Source organism: Leptothrix toolikensis (SeqCode) (genome assembly GCF_057922285.1).
In genome coordinates this window covers 1-22,108 of record NZ_JBYSVC010000028.1, presented here as the reverse complement: position 1 = coordinate 22,108, position 22,108 = coordinate 1, and the positions used below count along the sequence as shown (strand labels likewise).

The window sequence follows — 22,108 nt, the reverse complement described above, 5'->3', positions numbered from 1 at the left end:
AATGCCAGCGGGTACGCTTTTTAGCGTGCCCCGGCAAGCGCGGCGTGCGCCTCGTGCTGGGTGTTGAACAGATCACCACTCAGCCACTCATCCAAGCCCACGGCATGGAGCCGATCACGCACGGGGCCCTTCACTTCGGACAGGTGCAGCGTGATGCCTTGGAGTTGCAGATCCTTGTCGAGCTGAATCAGCCCATCCAGACCCGTGAGGTCGATGTCGTTGACGCCAGACATCATCAGCACCACGTGCTTCAAGCCCGAACGCTTTTGCACTTGGTCGTTGAGTTCTTCGGCGATCCAGCGGCTGTTGGTGAACAGCAAGCTCTCGTCGATACGGATCGACAGGATCTCGGGTTGCGTTTCAACCTCAAAGCGGCGCACGTTGCGGAAGGTTTCAGTACCCGCTACCCGACCCACCTCGGCCCAGTGCGGCCGAGCGGTGCGCTGCAAAAGCAGCGCCACGGAAACCAACACGCCCACCAGCAAAGCCTCCTCGACGCCACTCACCACGGTCAGCACCGTCACGGCGCTCATCAGGGCGAACTCGGTCTTGGCAAAACGCCAAGCTTGCTGGAAGGGATGCAGATCAATCAAGGACAGCACGGCGATGATGATCGTGGCGGCCAGCACGGCTTTGGGCAAAAACCGCAACACATCGCCCAGCAAAAAGACCGCGATGCCCAAAAACAACGCCGTCCAGATCCCAGCCGCCCGCGTGCGAGCACCGGCATCAAAGTTCACCACGCTGCGTGAGAAACCGCCTGTCACCGGCATGCCACCCGTGACACCAGCCACGGCGTTGGCCCCAGCCAAACCGAGCAACTCACGCCGTGGCGAAATCTTCTCGCCGCGCTTCGAGCCCAAGGCTTCAGCCACCGCCAAACTTTCGACATACCCGACCAAGCCCAACAAGGTGGCCGGGCCGATCAGTGCCGTCCACAGGCCTAAAGGAGCGTCGAACAGCGACGGCGTTTGCAAACCATCCTTGAGATCAATGCGACCGGCCAAGGAGACGCCGTGGCTCCAGACGGGCGTCGAAGCGATCAGCACCAAGGCAAAAACCACCACCAACATCGGGGCCATGCGCGCCGCCATCTGCGCACCCCGTGGTGACAAGCCCAGCGCTTTGCCCGCTTTGGTGCCGTACTTGCGCGACAACCACAACAGCAGCAAGGCCCCCAGACCAATCAACGCAGTGGTGCCTTGCGGCATCAACGTCGCAGCCTTGGAGGCCGAAGCGATCATCTCCGTCAAGGTATTGCCTTTGACGGCCACACCCAGCAATGAAGGTAATTGGCCCAGTGCAATGGCGATGGAGGCCCCCGTGATGAAGCCGTGCAAGACCGGCGCACCGAGCAAAGCAGCCAGGACTTCGAGGCGCAACACCACGGCGATCAAATACACCACCGCAATTTCAAGCGCTAACACCAACGCCGCCAAATGTGGGGCAACGCCCTGCGCTTGAGCCACCGGCAGAATCGCTTGGGCGGTCATCATGGACAGCACCGCCACCGGCCCCACGGCCAAGGTCGAGCTCGACCCAAGGATGGCGTAGGCCACGATAGGCAACAGACTTGCCATGACACCCACGACGGGCGGTAGACCCGCGAGCATGGCGTAGGCCAAACTTTGAGGCACCAATAAGATGGTGACAATCACGGCAGCCACCACGTCGTCGCCCAAAGGCCCGGATCGATAGCTTTGCCAGCGGGTGGACAACGAAGAAGTGGACATCATGGTCAGGATCCGATCAGTCAGAGCAAGTTGATCGGAATCTTCAGATAGCTGGTGCCGTTGTCTTCAGCGGGCGGCATGTTGCCAGCGCGCACGTTGACTTGCACCGCCGGCAAGATCAAAACCGGCATCGACAAGGTCTTGTCGCGTGCATTGCGCATTTCGGCAAATTCGTCTTCGCTGATGCCGTCGCGCACATGCACATTGGCCGCACGCTGATCAGCCACGGTGGTGAGCCAACTCACCTCGCGACCGCCTGGCATGTAGTCGTGGCACATGTGCAAGCGTGTCTCGGGGTGCATTGAGAGCACCCGCTTGATGGAACGATAGAGGATGCGTGGGTCACCGCCCGGAAAGTCGCAGCGTGCCGTGCCGTAGTCGGGCATGAAGAGCGTATCGCCAACAAAAGCATCGCTTTCGCCCATCAGATAAACCATGCAAGCAGGCGTGTGGCCGGGGGTGTGCATGGCAGTGGCTTGGACGTTGCCAATCGCGAAGATTTCGTTGTCTTCAAACAAGTGGTCGAACTCAACGCCATCGGTGTTCATGTCTTTGGCATTGAAAACGCCCTTGAAGACCTTCTGCACTTCACGGATGTGCGAGCCAATGGCGATTTGGCCGCCCAAATGCTTCTTTAAATAAGGAGCAGCTGAAAAATGATCCGCATGAGCGTGGGTCTCCAGATGCCAGACCACCTCCAAGCCTTGATCGCGCACGTAGGCGATGACCCGGTCCGCACTGGTCGTTGAGGTGCGACCCGACTTGGGGTCGAAGTCCAGCACGCTGTCGATCACCGCAGCCTTCAGCGTGGTGGGATCGGACACGATGTGGCTGACCGTGAAGGTCGCCGGGTCGAAAAAGGACTGAATGACAGGTAGGTTCATGCACAGCTCCAAAACGGCTCACGAGAGGACAGTCAACGGACAGACATCCCTTAAAACGGACATGTTCACAATATTATAAAGTACTGATGTACTAGTTGTCATGCGGCATCGTGGACAACTTGGTCCAAGTGTTGGCGTGACCGCGATAGGCGTGATTCGTAGGCAAAATTCACGCAAAGTCACGTTTGGCAACATATCCAGAGTTGGCCGGAAAGCTTGGGCGACATAAGCGGCAAAAAACCACGAAATCCCATGACCCAAGGGCTGATTCGTGATGCATTGCAGCCGCAGCGCAACAGAGTTCAAACTTCTTTCCGTGACGAAGTTGTCATGATTTCTGAAGTAACTCAAGATAGGTGCATGACAGCATCCATCCGACGCAGCCAAAATGCCACTTTCTTAAATACATCTTAAGAAATGTGATGTCGAATTGGCGTCAATCAGTAGAAAAGAGGCTGCGTTCATACCGTGTGAGTCCGCTTTTCGGGGTGCGTGGGTGCCCGGTTCGCCGGCTTCGTCAGTTTTATCTGATCCGTTTTTTTTCGGGGGAATCATGGCTTCAAAGAAGCATTTTTTCAAACGTCGTCCGGTCGCTGTTGCGGCTGCCGTAGCCGCCCAAATCGTGGCTGCGACCAGTGCTTATGCTGGTATTGGTTTTGTGGATGGTTCTGACCCCCAGGGCAACCCGGTTCGGTATCAGACCTTTTTCTCCAGCAGCCCATCGGGCTTGCATCACCAAGTCCCCGTGCCGCCGGAAACCAGGGCGCAGTGGACGGACAAAGCCGGTGTGGTTCACCCGCCGCTGTTCCCCAACGCCCACAATCCCAACGGTTACCAAGGCTCGGGCAAGGCGTTTCGCAAGTTTGTCGATCCCATCGCGCCGCTGGGGCTCTCCGCTGGACTGATGAGCAACACGCTGACGGATAAGGCAACGACATCCGTACAAAAAACCTCGAAGTACCTTCCTCTCGCGGTAGGTAATGTCTTTACTCCTCAAAAATGGCGCAGCCCGAACGGTGTCGTCACCACGGACGACTACTACGAGCTGGCTTGTATTGAATACACCGAGCGGGTGCATTCAGACATCCGTAAGCCCACCACGTTCCGGGGCTATATCCAGATCGAAACCAACGACCTGAAGGCGGCTCGGATCGCCGCTGTGGCCGCCAACGCCGCCAACCCCGCTGGTCCTCAAGTCACGCCGCTCAGCAAGGGCATTCCGCTCTTCTACCCGATCCAGAAGTGGCCGAATACTCAGACCGTTGCGGCCAACTTGGCCCCCGGGGCCATTGCCCCCGGAGCGGATTGGCGGGGTCAGGATGATTGGCGCGATCTGAGCCGCCCAATCATGATCCAAGACACCGACATCAATGGTGCCTTGCTGTTTGATGTTTCCGGCAAGCCGGTGCTCAAGCAAGCTCTCGGCGTGGACGATGCGCACTACTTGGGCCCGGCGGTGTTGGCGGTCCAGGGCACACCAGTTCGCTACAAGTTCTACAACTTGCTGCCTGCGGGGCGTCCGGTGCTTCAAGCCGATGCCGCCGGCAATCCGGTGCGAGACACGCAAGGCAACTTGGTTGTCCTCAAGCGCAACGGTAATTTGCCGATCCCGGTGGATGCCTCCATCGTGGGGGCAGGCGTCGGGATGGATGGTGTTACCACCTACACCCAAAACCGCATCGCGATCCACTTGCACGGCGGCGACACGCCTTGGGTCAGTGACGGTACGGCTCACCAGTGGTATGCCCCGGTGGGCGAGCACGATGCGACCGTCCCCGGTACGCTGGCGAGCGATTTGGCCGGTGATCCGGCCATGCTGAACCACTTCCTCTACGGTGCCAGCTATGCTCGTGTGCCCGATATGGCCGATCCGGGCCCGGGCGCTGAAACGCATTACTACCCCAACGGGCAGTCGGCACGCCTGATGTGGTACCACGATCACGCGCTAGGCATCACCCGATTGAACGCCTACATGGGCGAGGCGGCTGCCTACTGGCTGACAAGTCCGGACGAGCTCACGATGATGGGTGTGATGCGACACCCGCTGGCGAACGCCACCACCACCCTTGGGTCCATCCCAGGGCTGCTCGACACCATCCCCTTGGTGCTGCAAGAGAAGGGCTTTGTCCCCGACGACATCGCCATGCAAGATTTGGCGTGGAACACCACAGCTTGGGGTGAACCAGGCGACTTGTGGTACGCCCACGTCTACGAAACCGTCCAAGAACCCGCCTTGCTGAATGGCTGGAGCCCTGTGGGCCGCTGGCACTATGGCCCGTGGTTCTGGCCAGTCTTCCCAGCGCTCTATGCGTTGCCCACAGGTGCTTTTGGCGATGAAACCCTCACGCCTGAGAACTGGAACGACACCCCCATCATCAACGGTGTGGTCTATCCGTATATCGAAGTTGAGCCCAAGCCGTATCGCTTGCGCATGCTCAACGGCTCGAACGACCGGATGTTCACCTTCAACCTGTTCGATGCAGGTCCTGCGCGTACCTTGACGGCAGCTGAGGCCGCTGCTGCGCCGGTGGCAACCTTCCCGGATGGCCTGTTGCTGCCCCCGGCCTTGACCACCATCGTCAACCGCGATGTGGGTGCTGATCTGCCAGCAGGCGGTGCGCCGTGGGCCACGATCAATACCACTATTTTGAATCCCCAAGGTCTGCCCACGTATGACTTGACCATCAACGCTGGCTGGGTGGCGGACTCAGTCGTGGCAGGTAAGTACTACCCGACTGAAGTCAAGATGGTGCCCGCCGTACCGTCAGCCACGCTGTGCGCACCAGGCGTGAAACGCCCGGGTGGCACCGAGCTCACGGTGGTCGCTCAAGCGCGGATGGCATCGCCCACAGGCTATCCTGCCGTGACCTGCACACCGGCCGATTGGCCGAGCGACGGGCGTAATGGTGGGGTGCCTGACCCATCCACGGTCGGTCCCGTGCTCTATCAGTTCATGAACGAAGGCGGGTTGCTGGCCAAGTTGGCCACGACCGATAATCTGCCGACCAACCCGCTCTATGACCGGGGTCGTGCCACGGTGTTGAACGTCAACACCACGGGTATCTTCCTCGGCAACGCTGAGCGCGCTGACGTGGTGGTGGACTTCTCGCAGTACGCCGGTCGCACGCTGATCGCTTACAACGATATGTTCGCCCCGGTCCCCGCTGGTGATCCGCGTAACGACTACTTCACCGGCGTGGGCGATCAGTCGCCCCAAGGTGGTGCGGAAGATACGCTGCCAGCCATCGGGCCGAACACCCGTACGCTGATGCAATTCCGCGTCAAACCGACCTTGGTCAATGGCACCGTCCCAACCGTTGCCGATGCATTTGAGAATCCGGCCAAGACCACCTTGCCGAATTTGACCAACCTTACGGCAGAAATCCCGAAGGTTTATGCCGCGACACAAGAACCGCCAGTGGTGGCGCAAGCAGCCTACAACGCAGCTTTCCACCCCACCAGCAATTGCCCGGCCAGTGTCAAGCCCAACACCACGGGTTGTTGGGATGATGTGCGCTCCTACGCCAGCATCTACCTCAGCTCGCTCAAGCAGCCTTACTTCGACTTTGTCCCCGGTAATCCCGGCAAGTTCGACGCCATCATTGTGACCAACGGTGGCACAGGCTATGTGACGGCTCCGCAAGTGGTCTTCACCGGCGGCGGCGCACCCACCCCCGCCATTGCCAACGCAACGCTCAAACTCGGGCAAATCAACGTCTTGAACCCTGGCTCAGGCTACAGCGTGGCCCCAGGTGTGGCCATTGCTGCCACGTCCGGCGGTGGTGCCGTGGCTGAAGCCACCTTGCTGGTGCAGGGTGCCATCATCAGCAACGGGGGCTCCGGGTATCTCACGCCTCCCTCGGTGATGTTTGGCTTGCCCCAAACAGCGACTGGGGTGCGCGCCACCGGGGTGGCCGTGCTCACCAACGGCGTGGTGACCGGGGTCACCATGACCAATCCGGGCTCAGGCTACACCGCCATGCCGATCGTCACGATCAGCGCACCGCCTGCCGGTGGTGTGCCTGCCGTGGCTAAGGCCAGCGGTGGTGTCTCTGCATTCCACCTGATCCCGATTGATCCGAGCAATCCCGGCTCAGCTGGGGGCGGTGGTTATACCGATATGACAGGGGTCACTGTCACGCTGACCCTGCCGGATCTGCCGGGTGGGGTGGCTGCAACGACACAATGTATTGGCTCGGTCATGGATGTGACCTTGGCCACAGACACCAAGAGCTATCTGACTTTGCCGACCGTGTCGCTGGTCGGTGGCGGTGGTGCTGGGGCTGCTGTCCAAATTTTGGGCACCACAGCGATCACTGACGTCAATGGCACCGTGGTGACACCACCGACCAATGGCACCACGCTGGCGCGTTACATGGTCAAGGGCAAGGCCATCCAAGAGTTGTTCGATCCGACCTTCGGCCGCTTGAATGCGACCTTCGGTACCGAACTGCCCTTTACCAGCGCCATGACGCAGACCACCATTCCGCTGGCTTTCGTCGATCCGCCGACCGAATTCATCAATGACTTTGAAACACAGGTCTGGAAACTGACCCACAACGGTGTGGATACCCACCCGGTGCATTTCCACTTGATGAACGTGCAGGTCATCAACCGTGTGGGCTGGGATGGTTTCATCACTCCGCCCGACCCGAAGGAAATCGGTTGGAAAGAAACGGTGATCATGAATCCGTTGGAGGACATCATCGTGGCGCTCAAGCCCAAGCGTACCGCCGTCGGCGGTGGCTTTGGCTTCCCGCAGAGCGTGCGCTTGATGGATCCGACCCAGCCGGAAGGCTCACCGTTCGGCTTTACGCAAATCAACGTCAACACCGGCCTGCCTGGGCAGGTGGTCAATGCTGTCGTCAACTTTGGCTGGGAATACACGTGGCATTGCCACATCCTGGGCCACGAAGAAAACGACTTCATGCGGGCGTTGATTTTCAACATCCACGAAGCTCCCCCTGTGGCTCCGTCAGGTCTCAAGGTCAACACGCCCACCAGCGTGATGCCCACGTTCGTGCCGGGTCAGGGTTATGCCGGCGTGCCGCTGGCATGGACCGATAACTCGGCCACGGAGTATCAACAGATCTTGCAGCGCGCTGAGGGTGCGACCAGCACAGCCTTCACCACCATCGCGACCCTGCCCGCCAACCAGACTTCCTACACCGATATCAAGGTGGATGGTCCGGTGACGTATCGTTATCAGATCACCGCCGTGGGTGCTTCGGGTCAGGCTGTCTCCCCCATCTTCAATGTCACCACGCCGACAATTCCGCCGGCAGCTCCGTCGGGGTTGGTGGCAAGTCAAGTGGGAGCCGGCGTGCAGTTGAGCTGGATGGATAACTCCACCACCGAGCTCAACTTCGTGATCCAGCAATCGGTCAATGGCGGGGCCTTCACGCCCGTGGCCACCATGACCAGTGCCACGAAGGTTGCGGTCGGCGGCATCATCACTTACACCATCCCTGCCACCACCCCTGGCAGCATCGTGTATCGGGTGGCCTCCAACAACCTGACAGGTAACGCCAACTACAACTCGGCGTTTGCCACGGCTGCGGCCATCAATGTCAACGGCGCACCGACTCAGCCGACCTCTTTGGTCGCTGTGGCGGCCTCTGAGACCAAGGCGCAGCTGTCGTGGACAGACACCTCCAACAACGAAGCCAGCTTCGTGGTGCAGATGTCGGATGTCACCAATGTCGCTGCCGTCACACCGTTCACGACCATCGGCACGGTGTCTGGGTTGCCCAACAGCGGTAGCACTGCCAACTTTGTGGCCACGGTGCTGAACGGTCACAGCTACATCTTCCAAGTGGCCGCAGTGGGCTTGGGTGCTGCGCCGCTTGCGTCGCCTTACACCAGCTCGGCCATTGTTCCTGTGAAGTTCTTGCCCGCCGCGCCGACCTTGGTCAGCGGCACCGTCGTGTCACCCACCTTGGTCACGGTGAAGTGGACCGATGCGGCCAACAATGAAACGAGCTACACGGTCGAAGCATCCAAAGATGCGGGGACCACTTGGACGCCGGTGGCTACCTTGGCAGGTGTGACCGGCACAGGCTCACTCCTGAGCGCCAACTTCACCACCCCCGCGTTTGGTACGGCGTACTTGTTCCGTGTCAATGCGATCAACGCTGCGGGTGCTACCGCAACGCTTTCGACGCCGGTGATCTTCGATCCCAGCTTGTCGGGGTTGACCGCTGTTTCGAATGCGCCCAATACCGCCACCTTGAATTGGGTGGACGGGGGTCCGCTTGAAACTGGCTACAAGATTGAGCGCCAAGTTGCCGGTGCAGCGACGTGGACCCTGCTCGGGACCACGGCCGCCAACATCAAGACCTATACCGCGATTGGTCTGACGGCGAACACGATCTATAACTTCCGGATCACGCCGGTCAATATCGCAGGGGCTGTGACCCGAGTGGGTACTTCGGTTGTTGCACCTGTAACCACCCAAGCTCTGCCGGCGGCCCCCACGGGGCTGACGGCGACGGCAACACCGACGTCGGTATCGCTGAACTGGGTCGATGGCTCGATCAACGAGACATCGTTCCAAGTGCAGCGCCTCAACGGTGCGGTGTGGACGACAGTGGCTGTTGTGGCCAGTGCCAATATGGCGACCACAGGCACAGCATTGCCGACGACGACGGTGATCGGCTTGCTCACGAAGACGGCCTACACCTTCCGTGTGGTGCCGATGGCGGGCACGTTGCCGGGCACACCCAGTGCCACGGTGGCAATCACGACCCCTTAAAAGGCTGTGACGGGGGTTGGACAAGGGTTGCCTTTTTTCGGGTAGCCTTGGTCCAACCCCTTCTCGCTTGATTGATCGACTCCATTCATCCTGATGCTGCCGTCCGCCATGCTTTCTTATCGTTCCGTACCTTTCTTTCTTAGCACGCTGACCTTGGCCGCTGCCGTCTCGGCCGCACCACCAGCTACCAAAGAGTCTGCGGCCACAGCCGCTGAGCAGGCAGCTTCAGCCGAGCTCAGCATCGGCCGTGTAAGAGGCGCTTTGCCGGATCCCAAGGATCGCTTGAGCTACACCTACGGGGTACAAACAGCCCGTAGCTTGCTTAAAAATGACACGGCTTACGATCTTGACCTGATCATCAAGGGCATGCGTGACGCGCTGGACGGGCGTCAGCTCCTCTTATCCGAGCGGGAGATGAATACGTCCCTCGGTGATATGCAAGTCAAGATGCAGCGCCGTCTTGCCTCGGATCGCATGAATCTCGGGGCCAAAAACAAGCTGCGTGAAGAGGCTTTTTTGGCGGAGTACCGCAAGAAAGCCGGTATTCAAGTGCTGACAGGTAACGTGATGGTCAACCCCATCAAAACGGGCAGTGGCACGAAACCCGTTGAAGAAGATGTCATCGCTGTCAATTTCAGAGCGACTCTGCTGGATGGCACTGAATACGATGTGACCGAAGTGGGCACCCCTAAAGTCAGCCGCATGACGGATCAGGTCTTGGGCCTTAGAACCGCCCTGCACACCATGCCGGTTGGCTCGATCTGGGAAGTGATCGTTCCGGCTGCTTTGGCGTATGGTGAGCGCGGCATCAATGGCAAGCTCGCCCCCAATGAAACCTTCCGGTTCATGATTGAACTGGTCGCTATCCGTCAATGATGCGTGCCTACCGCCTGAGTCTTTGGATGCTTGGTGGGCTGTTGTCCGCCTTAGCGGGCGGTTATCACAGTGCCGCGCTGGCTCAGCAAAGTCGGCCGTCGGCTGCCGGGTGGACCCAAGAGCTGCCTGTGCAAGATGCCGCACAGGTGGCGTGGGGCCAGAAAATTTACCTTGAAGGTCGCCGACCCACCGGAGAATGGGTGCGCGGGATGCGCTACGGCAACGTGCAAGCGTCAGGTGAAGCGGTGGCTTGCGTGATGTGCCATCGCCGCAGTGGTCTGGGTGCGGTGGAAGGTACCTTGCAGATCAGTCCGATTTCAGGCCGGTATTTATTCGATCAGGACTCGCGGGCGGTGGTAAATATGAACCTGCGTACACGCAAGGCCTTCAACCAACGCCACGACCCCTATACGGCAGAAACGTTGGCAGCAGCGTTGCGCACGGGCATACACATCAGCGGCCGAGAACTCAATGCGGTGATGCCGCGTTTTGATCTAAGCGATCAAGACGTGCAAGGTTTGATGGCTTATCTGCGCCAGTTGTCATCCCGCTGGTCACCCGGCGTGACGCCGGACCGGGTTCGCTTTGCGACCGTCATCACGCCAGACGTGACTGCCGAGCGTAAAAAAACATTCCTCGATACCTTGCAGGCGGCGGTTCAACAGAAAAATAGCAATTTCGTTCCGGGGCAACGCACCATGTCCAGCGCCGCTGAGATGGTGCTGAAAACCCAACGTTTCTGGGATGTGGATGTTTGGGAGTTGCAAGGGCCCGCCTCGACTTGGAACGAACAGTTGCTCGGTTTTTACCGTGAACGTCCGGTCTTTGCTTTGATTTCAGGCTTAGGGGGCGACAACTGGCAACCGATCCACGCGTTCTCGCAGCGCCTCGGGATCCCTGGTTGGTTTCCGAGCGTCACCCTGCCCCCACCGCAAGCCGATGATGATTTCTACAGCATCTATTTTTCGCGCGGCGTGATGCTGGATGCCGATGTGATAGCGCACCATTTACGCAATACCTCGACCTCAGCGCAGCCGCTGCGGCGGTTGGTCCAGATCTTCGGGCCAGATGCGGCCCAGCGCGGTGCTGCCGATGCTTTGACCGACGCGCTCAAAGACAGTGCGATCCATGTTGAGCCCCATGCCCTGAAACCGTTGGGCACCTCGGCCGATCTCAAGGCCATGCTGAGCCAGCTCAAAGCTGATGAGGCCGTGATGTTCTGGCTTTCACCTGAGCAGTTGAAGCTCTTGGAGGGCCTGCCCGTGCCTGCGGGCAGCATCTTCTTCTCGGCCCGGCTTGCAGGCGGTGAGTCGGCGGCCTACCCGTTGACGTGGAAGAACAAGTTGCAATTGGTCTACCCCTATGAGCTGCCGCAGAAACGCCAAGCTGGCTTGATCTATTTCAAGCAATGGCTCAAAACACGGCAGCTCGACTTGGTGGATGAGTTGTTGCAGTCAGAGGTCTATTTCGCCCTCGACTACCTCAACGACACCATGGTGGACATGCTCGATAACCTCCACCGCGACTATCTACTGGAGCGCGCTGAGAACATGCTGAGTTGGCGCGAATCGGCTCGCGCCGAGGATCAGGCCCGCGAGTGGGTCAGCCCACGCCAGCAGTCCATCCACAGTGGGGAGCCTTTGCGTGCCCTACCCTATGGGACAACTTCGGCCCGCATGCCCCGCCCGCAAGCCCACCGGGGCGAGGCGATGGCCTCAACGGGCAAGCGTGAAAGCACCACCATCTACCCCCGGCTCAGTTTGGCCCAACGGCAGCGTCATGCCTCTAAGGGGGCTTACATCGTGCGCTTTTCAGATCCGGCTGCCGGTCATGATCTGACGCCCCAGACCGAATGGATCGTTCCATGAAACATCTCACCCCCCTCGTTGCCGCAGCCTTGCTCATGACGGCCCCCGCAGTGGGTCTTTTTGCGGCCGAACCTGCGCACGATCACAGTCACCATGCAGCGGCTCCCGAATCCATGACCTTGGCACAGCGCATCCAACAAGTCGCTCTACCTGACGTTAGCTTGATCCGTGGCGACGGTCAGCGGGTGCGCTTTGTCCAAGCAGTGGACGATGGTCGTCCCGTGATCCTCAACTTCATCTACACCTCTTGTACCGCCATTTGTCCGGTCACAAGCCAAGTGTTCATGGAGTTCCGTGAGCTGGTCGGTGTACCTGAGCGCGAGATGATCAACATGATCTCGGTCTCGATTGATCCCGAACAAGACACTCCGCGCCAACTGAGCAAGTACGCCCAACGCTTTGGTAGCGCCGGCGTGTGGGCTCATTACACCGGCAGCACGAAGGACTCGGAAACCATTCAGCGTGCTTTTGGCGCTTGGCGTGGCGATAAGATGAATCACCAGCCCCTGACCTTTATTCGCTCCGCACCCGGTCAGCCGTGGCTCAGATTGGAAGGGTTCTTGAGTCCGACCGATTTACTGACGCAATATCGCCAACAAGTGCCTGCCGCACCCGTGACGAAGAAATAAGTTCTCCACTGACCCCGCCAGCACACGGTGTGCCGGCAATATGAGGATATTCACCATGAAAAAGCACATCTCCATCTTGGCCTGCCTGCTGTTGCCCTTCGCCGCAGCCCAAGCACAACAAGCCCCCGCAGCCGCTCCGGTCGCAGCACCCACCGCGACGACCCCGGCCACGACCGTGGTCACTGATCACGTCACCGCGACCGCCAAGTCACAACAAAACCGGCATGCCAAAGACGCCGCTTGTCAGAAGGTTGCCCGAGACAAAGGTTTGCGCGACTTGGCATTCAAGCAAGACGTGATGGCTTGCATGAAGTGACGACGCCACCCCGGATGCGCGTCAACGCATCGGGGTTAGCACGCGGGGCGGCATGATGGTGGTGGTCCCCGCAGACGCCGACCCACTGGCTGCGACTGCTGCACCATAGGCAAAATGCCACTCCGCGTAGGTTTTGGCAGCGCCGAGGTTGGGTAGCCGGGGGTCGAAATTGGCCCTGCGGAACGGCTTACCTGGCGCTTGGCTGTAAACCCCTGTGATCCCCTGCCCTCGGCGAATCAAGCCCCAATCTTGATTCGGAGCCAGCGGATCGCGGTACAGCTTACGGATGTGCCGAACAAGCGCGGGGTAGCGCGGATCACGCACCAAATCCTCAAGTCGAGTGGGAAATTGACGGATACCGTTGGGTGGTCGTTGATAGTACGACTCGATAGCGAGTCGATATTGCAGTCCGACATAGAGTAAATCTTCTTCCAGCATGCGTTGGCGTGCATCCACCCAGCGCTGGGAAGCGAGCAACGTGGTGTAGCTGGCCACCGCCAAGAAAACCAAAACGCCCAACAACAAAGCGCCCCGCTGGGTGTTTTGAGTCGAGGTCATGGTTAGCTTCTTCACTCTGAAGCGGCGGCTGAGGGCGCTGGGGTTTCTTCAGGCAACGGTGCAGCACTGCGAACATCAAAGACACCGCCCTTGCCCGCCTCTTGGGGGGCAATAACCACCCAATCGATCTTGTCTGTGAGGGGGTCTATCGGAATAGCGCGTAGGTAGCGCTTGCTCACCAAGTCATTCAATTGATCGGGATAGCGGGCGTTATCGCCATAAAACTTGTCGATAGCCTCGCGCATCAAGGCCAAATCTTGTTGCTGAATCTGTCGCTTGCCGCGTTCCAAGGCTTGAAAATAACGCGGCAAGGCCAAAGACAACAGCAAACCAATGACCGTCATCACCACGATCAACTCAATCATGGTGAAACCTCGTCTGGACCGCTGCGACTTACCACTCCTCATACAACACTCCATTCAGCCCTTTACCTTTGGTCTGCGAATACACGTCAAAAACGTCATTCCCCGGGAAAGGTGAATCGGGTGGGCTGTTGTAAGCCCGTAATCCCCATGTATTTTCGGCCAGCATATCGGTGGGCGCAAAAGGGTCACGCGGAATGCGCCGCAGAAAATACAGCCGCTCATGCGTGGGCGATCTTTGATTCTCGATGCCATTCACCAAGACCCTCAAGTCGGCGGGATAGCCCGAATCTCCCGGCCGACGCTGGATAAAGCCTTGATCAAAGGCGATCTTGTAGCGGTCCAACGCATTGCGGATGTCATAGAGCGCTTGGCGCAAGGCCACCTCACGGCTACGCTGCACGCTCAGCTCCACCAGCGGGGCCGCCAAAAGAGCCAAGAGGCCCAAGAGCGCCAAGGTCACCACCAGCTCCATCAGCGTGAAGCCGCGTGGCATCAACCCAAGCCGAGAAGAACGCTTCACCATGCCCACGGTGTTATCACGGTTTGGTACCCGGTGGTGTCGCAGGTGCTGGCTCAGCGGGATCAGGTGTCGGTGCCGGGTCAGCCGCAGGTTCAGGCGGCGGAGGCGGCATCGCGGATCCCGCACCTCCATAGGCCCCCGGCGTATACGGCGTACCCGGTGCAGGCATCAGGGCTCGGCCCGGCAACCGTTGTGGCATCACAGTCGGCAAACCTGGCATACCCGATGGAATGGGTGTGATGCCCCCGTTGCCTGTGCTAGTCGCTGGCGCGGATTCACCCACCGACAACTTGCTCGGATGAACCGGGCGCGGCAGTGTTTGCGGTGGCGCAGGGGTCACGGCCGGTGTGCTGCCGGCATCGCCCGGTGTGGCAACGGGGTGAGTTGGGACGAGGGGCGGCGGCGCAGCACCCGGTGCCGTCAGGATCAAGGCGTTTGAGCCTGTTTTGCCATCGCCCATTTTCAACACTTCCATCGCATCGACACGCAAGGGCTTACTGCGCACCGCCGACTCGCTGCCGGTGTAGATGTCCGAAGCACGCTGCCCCACGGATGCCAGCGGTCGAATCACGTGCGGGGTGATCGAGAGCACGATCTCGCTTTTCTTGGTGTCATCGGCGTCGCTGCGAAACAGCACCCCAAGAATCGGCAACTGCCCCAAACCAGGCACCTTGTTGGCCGCGTTGCGCTGTTCATCGTTGATCAAGCCGGCCAGCACTTGGGTTTCACCATCGTGTAGTCGCAGCACCGTTTGCGCACTACGGGTCCCAATTTGATACGCCTCCCCCGAGGCTGTACTGATCTTGCTGGCGATGTTGCTCACCTCCAGATTGATCTTGATGCCCACATCGTTGTCGGCGTAGACCTGTGGTTCAACGTCTAGCTTGAGCCCAACATCCAGGTACGTGATCGATCCAGTCATGACGTTGTTGGTCCCCCCCGTGCCGGTACCGGGTGAGATGAGGTTGGTGATCACCGGCACGCGGTCGCCCACCATGATGCGGGCCTTTTCTTTGTGCCGCGTGCGAATGCGCGGGCTGGCCAAAATGTTGGCGTCCGAATCCAGCAGCTTCAGATTGATGCCCAACGAGAGGGGCGTGACCGTTAAATCGTTGCCCGTCACCCCGCGTAAGCCCCCGACTGTCAGGCTCGTGCTGGTGGTTCCGGTTGCGTTGGTGGTCACGCCGGGTGTTGAGAGCGTCACCCCGCTGGGCCATTGCAAGCCCAAAGAGCGGGCCCGTGTCGAGGAGACTTCCAGCACTTCGACCTCCAACATCACTTCCGGCTCCGCCACATCGTTGGCGGCAATCAGTTGCTCAGCCACTGCAATCACCTCAGCGGTTTCGCGCATCACCAAGGTGTTGGAGCGCGTATCGGTGACCATGTCCTTGATCTTGAGCATGCTCTTGAGCACGTTGGCCATGTGGGTCGCATCCACATTGCTGAGCTGGAAGGTGCGCACGCGCAACTCGGCATAGTCCTTTTGCTTGGCCGGTGTCGCCGGATAAATCATGAGCGAATTGGCGTTGAGCACCCGCTTTTCAAGCTGGTTTTGCAGCAAGATCAGATCAATCGCATCCTCGACGCTCGCATCCTTGACAAAAATCGTGGTGCGCAGATCGGTACGAATGTCGCGATCCAGCACGATGTTCAAGCCGGTAGAGCGCGAGATGGCTTCAAAGACCTGCCGCACAGCAGCATCACGAAACTGCAAAGTCACTGGCTTTTTCAAGACCGCCTTCGATGCACCCAGCCGCTCCTCTTTGGCTTGACGCTCGGCATCTATGCGCTCATTGAAACTGCGCTGAAGGCTTTGTGCGCCCGGATGGTTGGGCATGTCCTTGAGGACCTTGCGCACCAGTTCTTGGGCCTGATCCCAGTGACTCGCTTGGGCTTGGCGCTCCGCTTCTTGCAACTGCTCTTCGCTGTGGCGGCGCAGGTCCACTTGCTGCAAGGCGCGCAGGGCGCGGTCGTTGTTGGGATCAATTTTCAGGCTCTCCCCCAAGCGCTCAGCCGCCGTATCCAGCTGGCCCTGACCATAGGCCACATCAGCGGCTTGCAGCAAGCGTTGCACAGCATTCTGGCGCTGGCTCAGGTAGTCCACGCGGTAGCGCGCGTTGCCCGGCTCCAGCTCGTTGGCTTGGCGTAGCTGTTCCAAACCGTCGGGGATTTTGCCGTTGGCGACCAGATCCAAGCCCTCGCTGTGATGGCGTTGAGCCGCACAGCCGGCCAACATCATCAACATAGCCATCGCAGTCATGGTCAGGCTTTTTCTCATCGTCATGACGAAACTCCGTCGATTCCCAATTTCAGGACCGTGTTGTCGGCAGGCCAGACAAAACGCAATTCACGCGCCCCGATCCCTTCGAGCTTGAAACCACCCTCAAGCAACTCCCCGGGTCGGGCCAACAAAATCTTGTCACCCATCAGCAAAAACACCTGCGGCTGACTGCCATCGCGATCCGCCAGCATGCCCAAATAACGATAGGGCAACACCGGCTTGGGCGGCGGTGGCGGTGGTGGCGGTACAAACGCCACGGGTGGTGGCGGTGGCGCGGCGACCACAGCTAGCAATTTGGAGGGTGGGATCACCGGCGGGGGTAAGGCCCCGAAGGGACTGCGTGGCGGCGTCTCGATCAGTACCCGTCGCAGGGGGACTTGCGACGTGGTGCAAATCTCGTCGTTACTGGATGCCGAGCGCGCAGCCGGTGAAGCACCACCGGCGGTGGTCATGGTCGTGGAGCGATCCCGGCGCACGGCCGGGGCCACGACCTCATCCTCGGGTTGCTGGACAAGAAGGATCCAGCCCGACCACCCCACCACAAGCAAAGCCACAGCGCCTAAAAGCCACTGTCGTTTTGATCGCACACCCTCCGGGCGGATGGGATTCATCAGAGCTCACTCCGAAAGAAAACACTCAAGTGCAACACCACCCGCAGCTGACTCGGGTCAACGCCCGGGCCGCGATCAATCTGCATGCTGTCTAAGGCCACATTGGGCATGTGGTTCAGTGTCAAAGCCATGAAGCGTCGCAGTTGGACATAGTTCCCCGTGGCCGGCAAGGTCACCCGTAAGCGCGATAAGCGGGGCTCCTCGATTTGCACCGAATAATCAACCCGGTCGGGGCTGAGACCGCTCTTTTGCAGCTCTTGGAGCAGCTCATCGATCAGGCGGCCGCGATCTTTCAGGCTCGGTAGGCCGTCGCGCATCTCGTCACGCGGATCGCGTCCAGCGCGCACCAAGGCGTCGCTGCGCTGGCGCTGCAACGCCATTTGGGCCACTTTCTTGTGCAGCATGTCGGCTTGTTCGGCCCGCAAGGCCGGCAGTGCCTGCCAAGCCAGAAAGACGGCCATCAAAAGTAGCGCCAAACCGAGCAAACCGGGCCAGCCCACATGCTGCATCGCCCACCAACGCCAACGATTCAACAGCACGGTCATGGCAGCGTAGCCTCCGCAGCAGGAGATGATGCGGTGGCGGCGGCCGAAGCCGCAGAGAGCATGCGATCCTTCCACGTCGCCGTGAGCGAGAACTCCAGCGGATTGCCCAGGGTGTCTTTGAGCCGTTCATGGTGCAGCAGCACGACTTGGCCCAAGCCGGGCTGCGCTTCTAGGCTGATCAGGTAGGCTGCCATGGTCTTGAAATCGGTGGCCTCACCCGTCACGCGCAGCAACCCGGAGCCAGCGTCCGGTTCCAAGCGTTTCAAGGTGATGCCGTTGCGGTTTTGCTCAAAGATGGTCATCAACTCTTCCCAAGGGGCCGCCAGATAGCCCGCCACCGCGTCGATTTGGGCGTGCCGGTGGCGATCTTCGGCACTCATGGTGGCTGTGGCTGCGCCGCGAGCGCCCTTGGCGGGTGCAAACAGGGTCGATAAGTTCTGGCGTTCAGCCTGTACCCGGGTGTGCAGTTCGTACCAGAGCCCACCCTGCCAAACCACCAAGCCCACCCCCACCGCAGCCAAAGCCCAACCTGCACGGTAATAGCCCCCACCCCCTTGGCGGGCAAAATCAAGACGCGGCCAGTTCATGATGCGGCTCCCAGCATCAACCAACCCTGCTCACGAGCTTGGGGGGCCAGCAGTTCGTGCTGGGCCGAGCTATGGGTGACAAGGCAAGCCTGTGGTCCGGCCAGCGGATGCAGGCGGGCCCACAAGGTTTCGGTCTGACGCCAATCGAGCCGGTGCCAGACCACATCGTCCAAGCCCGCTGCCGACATCTGCACCACCATCAACCCATGCTCACGCACAAAAGCCCAAACACGGCCGCCATCAGCCGCTTTGCGCCGACGCCACCGACTCGCATGTGACATCAAGCGCTGTACCCGGGCCAGATCGACCATCAACTCGGGCTGGATGGTCACGGGGTGTAGGCCGCGCTCGAACAACACAGCCAGCCAAGCATCGAGCAAGACCGATTCGATGCCAGCCAGCAACCAAAATCGCCCACCGGGTGCCATGGCATGGCGCACGTACAAAGCCTCATGACCCAAAGCTTTGGCAAAATGGGCCAAAGCTTGCTTGGGTACATCGGCCCAAGAGCCGGGGCTCACCGCCATCAACTCGAAATACAAGCAGTCGTCACCCAACACCACCTGCACCCGTTGAGGGATCTCGATGCCTTGCAAGATCAAGGCCTCCAAGGCGGCTTCGACGGATGTGCGGCCACTGCCCTGCCCGCGCACCTGATGCTTGAGTCGGGGCTGCAAGCGCCAACCTTGGCGCACCCACACGGCCGCATCGCAGTGATGCGGGGCCAGATGCAAGCGCAGCTCACTCTTCCACAGCAGTGACACGATTGGCTTCCTCCAAAGTGGTCAGACCGTCGGCAACGCATTGCAAAGCAGCGTCACGCAAAGTGTTAAGGCCGCGCTCTTCGGCGGCTTGGCGCAACACGGCCGGGCTGGCGCGCTCCGCAATCAAACTCTTGAGGCCGATGTCCAGCGCCATGGTTTGGGCGATGGCACGCCGGCCTTTATAGCCGGTGCCCCGGCAGTTGACACAGCCCAGCCCTTTCATGAAATGCCAGCCTTCGGCTTCAGGCGGCAAGCTGCTGGCCTGGCGGCGTTCCTCAGAAACGATCTCGGGCTCAGCGCACTCTGGGCAGATTTTGCGCACCAAGCGCTGCGCAAGCACCCCGTTCAAGGCCGCGACCAAGTTATAGGGATCGACCCCCATGGTCGCCAAGCGACCGATCACGTCAAACACATTGTTGGCGTGTACCGTGGCATAGACTTGGTGGCCAGTCAGCGCAGCTTGGACCGCGATCTGAGCGGTTTCGGCGTCGCGCATTTCACCCACCATGATCCGGTCCGGGTCGTGGCGCAGGATGGAGCGCAGGCCACGCGCAAAGGTCAAACCCTTGGCCTCGTTCACCGGGATTTGCAGCACATCGGAGAGCTGGTATTCGACCGGATCTTCGATGGTGATGATCTTGTCTTCGCCGCTGTTGACCTCAGAGAGCACGCCGTAGAGCGTGGTGGTCTTGCCCGAACCCGTCGGGCCGGTGACGAGGAACAGCCCATACGGCAGCTGGGCCATGCGGCGGATGAATTGCAACTGCACCTCGTTGAAGCTGAGGTGAGTCAGGCTCAGTCGGTCATCGGCGGCGAGCTGATAGCGGTCGAGAATCCGCAGCACCGCGTCTTCGCCGTAAAGATTCGGCATGATCGAAACGCGCACATCGACGTTGCGCCCCGCCATCCGCAATTTGATGCGGCCGTCTTGCGGTAAGCGGCGCTCGGTGATGTCAAGGTTAGCCAGCACCTTGATGCGTGAGATCACGCGCGCCGCATAGTCTTGGCCGTCTTGTCGGACCACGTTTTGCAGCACGCCGTCCAAGCGGTACTTCACCACCAAGCCGCGCAGCGCGCATTCCAAGTGGATGTCACTGGCACGCGCTTTGAGGGCGTCGTAGAGCGTCGAGTTGACAAAGCGCACCACCGGACTGTCGTCGGTGCTGATGTCCGCCAGCGAGAGCTGCAAGGCGTCTGAATCCTCACTGCTTGCGCCCGTGGGATCAAGATCCAGATCGCTGCCTTGGGCGTCCAAGGCGCGCATGTCGCGCTCTAGGCGCACATAAAAAGCTTGAACTTCCTCGCGGTCGGCCACAGCAAACCGCACCCGGGGATGGCCGGCTGCACGAATGCGCGCTTCGAGCCAAAGTCGGGTGGCCCGATCTTGCGGATCGGTGAGGATGATCAAATCGCCCGCCAGCTCATCGCGCAGGGCCAGCACCAAGCGACGCCGCCCTTCGGCAAAGGGGATCAGCTGCGAGTTGATGTGCTGGGTGTCCCACTCGGCGAGGTGGCTCCACGGCATACCGAGATCCACTGAGGCCACAGGACTGACAGGATTCACAGAAGTCACGGAAGAGGTCGTCATCACTGGATGCTGGAAGCCAATTGGAAGATCGGCAGGTACATCAAGACCACGATGCCGCCCACCACCAAACCGATACCCAGCATGACGATGGGCTCGATCAAACGGCCAGCGCGCTCAAGCTGGCGCTCGACGATGGCGTCATGCACATCGGCCAGCCGGTCCAAGGCCACGTCCAAGGCCCCGGTCTGCTCGGCCACGCGCAACACGCGCAGGCCCAAGTTATCAAGTAACTTTTCTTGATGCATCGCCGCGGCCAAAGGCGCACCGGCGGTGGCTTGGGCCAAGGCCCGATCCAGCCGAGGACGATCAGGCGGTGCGAGTAGATCGCGACACATGGCCAACGCTTTGAGCGCCGGCACCCCGGAGCGCACCAGCATCGCAGCACTGCGCGTCATCTGGCTGTGGCCAAAGAGCAGCACCAACTCACGCAGCCAAGGCATGCGGATGGCCAGATTCACCGCCATCTGCTCGATGCGACCGTTGCGCACCGCCTGCACCAGCGACCACGCGAGCCAGCCCAGCACGGCGGCCAAGCTCAGCCAAACGGGGGTCTGTACGCCGTGCAAAGTCTTGCCAAAGACGATCAGCACCTTGGACAGCATCGGCAGCTCCTGCTGGCTGCTCTCCAGCACCAAAGCAAAACGTGGCACGACATAAATCAGCAAAAACAGCACCACCAGCATCGCCACCGACACCAGCATGAGCGGATAGACCAAGGCCGAGACCAGCTTGCCGCGCATCACGCGCAAGCGTGCTGCATTGAGCGCAAAGCGATGCAGGCTCTCGCCCAAGTCGCCCGTCATCTCGCTGGCCTTGACGCACGCCAAGATGGCCGGGCCAAAGGAGCCCGATTGCATCGCCGCCGAGAGCGATTCACCCTGCTGTAACCGTCCCGTGAGGCGATCCAAGGTGAGCGCAGCGCTGCCGCTGGCTCGTTCGCGATAGGTGCGCAGCGCTTCCATCACGCCCAGCCCAGAGCGCAGCATCAAGCTGACGTCCTGCGCAAACAGCTCTTCGTCGATGTTGCGCGCACGCACACTGGGCGCGCTCTTTTGCACGGGGGAATGTCCTGCCATGGGCATGGGGTCCGTCCTCGACCGGATTACCAAGACGTCACGTCAGCGGCTTCGCCATCCCCGCCGGGCTGACCGTCCAAGCCCAAGCTCAGCAAGTCGTAATCGCCATGCTGACCTGGGGCACGGTACTGATAAGGCCGCTGCCATGGGTCG

18 protein-coding genes are annotated in these 22,108 nt (G+C 60.2%); 5 read left to right on the top strand and 13 right to left on the bottom strand.

Annotated elements, in window-relative coordinates:
• Positions 1–20: 20 nt before the first annotated feature.
• Both AC3VI7_RS06165 and AC3VI7_RS06160 read right to left on the bottom strand, forming a co-directional pair.
• Positions 21–1,736, bottom strand: a complete 1,716-nt coding sequence (locus AC3VI7_RS06165) for a SulP family inorganic anion transporter (protein ID WP_489668597.1) — start codon at positions 1,734–1,736, stop codon at positions 21–23.
• Between the two features lie 17 nt (positions 1,737–1,753).
• Positions 1,754–2,617, bottom strand: coding sequence for an MBL fold metallo-hydrolase (locus AC3VI7_RS06160; RefSeq protein WP_489668596.1), 864 nt, complete (start codon positions 2,615–2,617; stop codon positions 1,754–1,756).
• 553 nt (positions 2,618–3,170) lie between these two features.
• On the opposite strand from AC3VI7_RS06160, the gene AC3VI7_RS06155 reads away from it, so the two are divergent.
• The 5 genes from AC3VI7_RS06155 to AC3VI7_RS06135 all read left to right on the top strand — a co-directional run bounded on the left by AC3VI7_RS06155 (position 3,171) and on the right by AC3VI7_RS06135 (position 13,060).
• A complete protein-coding gene (locus AC3VI7_RS06155) occupies positions 3,171–9,371 on the top strand; it encodes a hypothetical protein (RefSeq protein ID WP_489671426.1) in 6,201 nt (2,066 codons plus the stop codon).
• 108 nt (positions 9,372–9,479) lie between these two features.
• Positions 9,480–10,247 carry an FKBP-type peptidyl-prolyl cis-trans isomerase gene (locus tag AC3VI7_RS06150; RefSeq protein WP_489668594.1) on the top strand — a complete coding sequence of 256 codons (768 nt, stop codon included), beginning with the start codon at positions 9,480–9,482 and terminating at the stop codon, positions 10,245–10,247.
• Positions 10,247–12,115, top strand: a complete 1,869-nt coding sequence (locus AC3VI7_RS06145; protein WP_489671425.1) for a c-type cytochrome — start codon at positions 10,247–10,249, stop codon at positions 12,113–12,115. The genes AC3VI7_RS06150 and AC3VI7_RS06145 overlap by 1 nt, the downstream gene beginning before the upstream one ends.
• The gene (locus tag AC3VI7_RS06140; RefSeq protein WP_489668592.1) at positions 12,112–12,744 is read left to right on the top strand and encodes an SCO family protein; all 633 of its coding nucleotides are present in this window, start codon (positions 12,112–12,114) and stop codon (positions 12,742–12,744) included. Before AC3VI7_RS06145 ends, AC3VI7_RS06140 begins: the two co-directional genes overlap by 4 nt.
• Before the next feature lie 55 nt (positions 12,745–12,799).
• Positions 12,800–13,060 carry a hypothetical protein gene (locus tag AC3VI7_RS06135; RefSeq protein ID WP_489668591.1) on the top strand — a complete coding sequence of 87 codons (261 nt, stop codon included), beginning with the start codon at positions 12,800–12,802 and terminating at the stop codon, positions 13,058–13,060.
• Positions 13,061–13,081: 21 nt separating this feature from the next.
• On the opposite strand, the gene AC3VI7_RS06130 is transcribed toward AC3VI7_RS06135, so the two are convergent.
• The 11 genes from AC3VI7_RS06130 to AC3VI7_RS06080 all read right to left on the bottom strand — a co-directional run.
• On the bottom strand, positions 13,082–13,618 hold the full coding sequence (locus AC3VI7_RS06130; RefSeq protein ID WP_489668590.1) for a type II secretion system protein: 537 nt from the start codon (positions 13,616–13,618) through the stop codon (positions 13,082–13,084).
• Between the two features lie 11 nt (positions 13,619–13,629).
• Entirely contained in the window at positions 13,630–14,025 is a 396-nt protein-coding gene (locus tag AC3VI7_RS06125) for a type II secretion system protein (protein ID WP_489668589.1), read from the bottom strand.
• A complete protein-coding gene (locus tag AC3VI7_RS06120; RefSeq protein WP_489668588.1) occupies positions 14,012–14,506 on the bottom strand; it encodes a prepilin-type N-terminal cleavage/methylation domain-containing protein in 495 nt (164 codons plus the stop codon). Before AC3VI7_RS06120 ends, AC3VI7_RS06125 begins: the two co-directional genes overlap by 14 nt.
• 13 nt (positions 14,507–14,519) lie before the next feature.
• Positions 14,520–16,763, bottom strand: a complete 2,244-nt coding sequence (locus AC3VI7_RS06115) for a secretin N-terminal domain-containing protein (RefSeq protein WP_489668587.1) — start codon at positions 16,761–16,763, stop codon at positions 14,520–14,522.
• A gap of 20 nt (positions 16,764–16,783) precedes the next feature.
• Complete coding sequence (locus AC3VI7_RS06110; protein ID WP_489668586.1) at positions 16,784–17,395, bottom strand: hypothetical protein; 612 nt, start codon at positions 17,393–17,395, stop codon at positions 16,784–16,786.
• Complete coding sequence (locus tag AC3VI7_RS06105) at positions 17,395–17,940, bottom strand: hypothetical protein (protein WP_489668585.1); 546 nt, start codon at positions 17,938–17,940, stop codon at positions 17,395–17,397. Before AC3VI7_RS06105 ends, AC3VI7_RS06110 begins: the two co-directional genes overlap by 1 nt.
• Complete coding sequence (locus AC3VI7_RS06100) at positions 17,937–18,527, bottom strand: hypothetical protein (RefSeq protein WP_489668584.1); 591 nt, start codon at positions 18,525–18,527, stop codon at positions 17,937–17,939. Before AC3VI7_RS06100 ends, AC3VI7_RS06105 begins: the two co-directional genes overlap by 4 nt.
• Positions 18,524–19,291, bottom strand: coding sequence for a hypothetical protein (locus AC3VI7_RS06095; RefSeq protein ID WP_489668583.1), 768 nt, complete (start codon positions 19,289–19,291; stop codon positions 18,524–18,526). The genes AC3VI7_RS06100 and AC3VI7_RS06095 overlap by 4 nt, the downstream gene beginning before the upstream one ends.
• Positions 19,269–20,879, bottom strand: coding sequence for a GspE/PulE family protein (locus AC3VI7_RS06090; protein WP_489668582.1), 1,611 nt, complete (start codon positions 20,877–20,879; stop codon positions 19,269–19,271). Before AC3VI7_RS06090 ends, AC3VI7_RS06095 begins: the two co-directional genes overlap by 23 nt.
• Positions 20,879–21,955 (bottom strand): type II secretion system F family protein, encoded by a 1,077-nt coding sequence (locus AC3VI7_RS06085; protein ID WP_489671165.1) that lies wholly within the window; start codon positions 21,953–21,955, stop codon positions 20,879–20,881. The genes AC3VI7_RS06090 and AC3VI7_RS06085 overlap by 1 nt, the downstream gene beginning before the upstream one ends.
• Positions 21,956–21,981: 26 nt before the next feature.
• Positions 21,982–22,108 (bottom strand): type II secretion system protein GspG (locus AC3VI7_RS06080; RefSeq protein ID WP_489671427.1); only part of this gene is annotated, 127 nt, incomplete at its 5' end.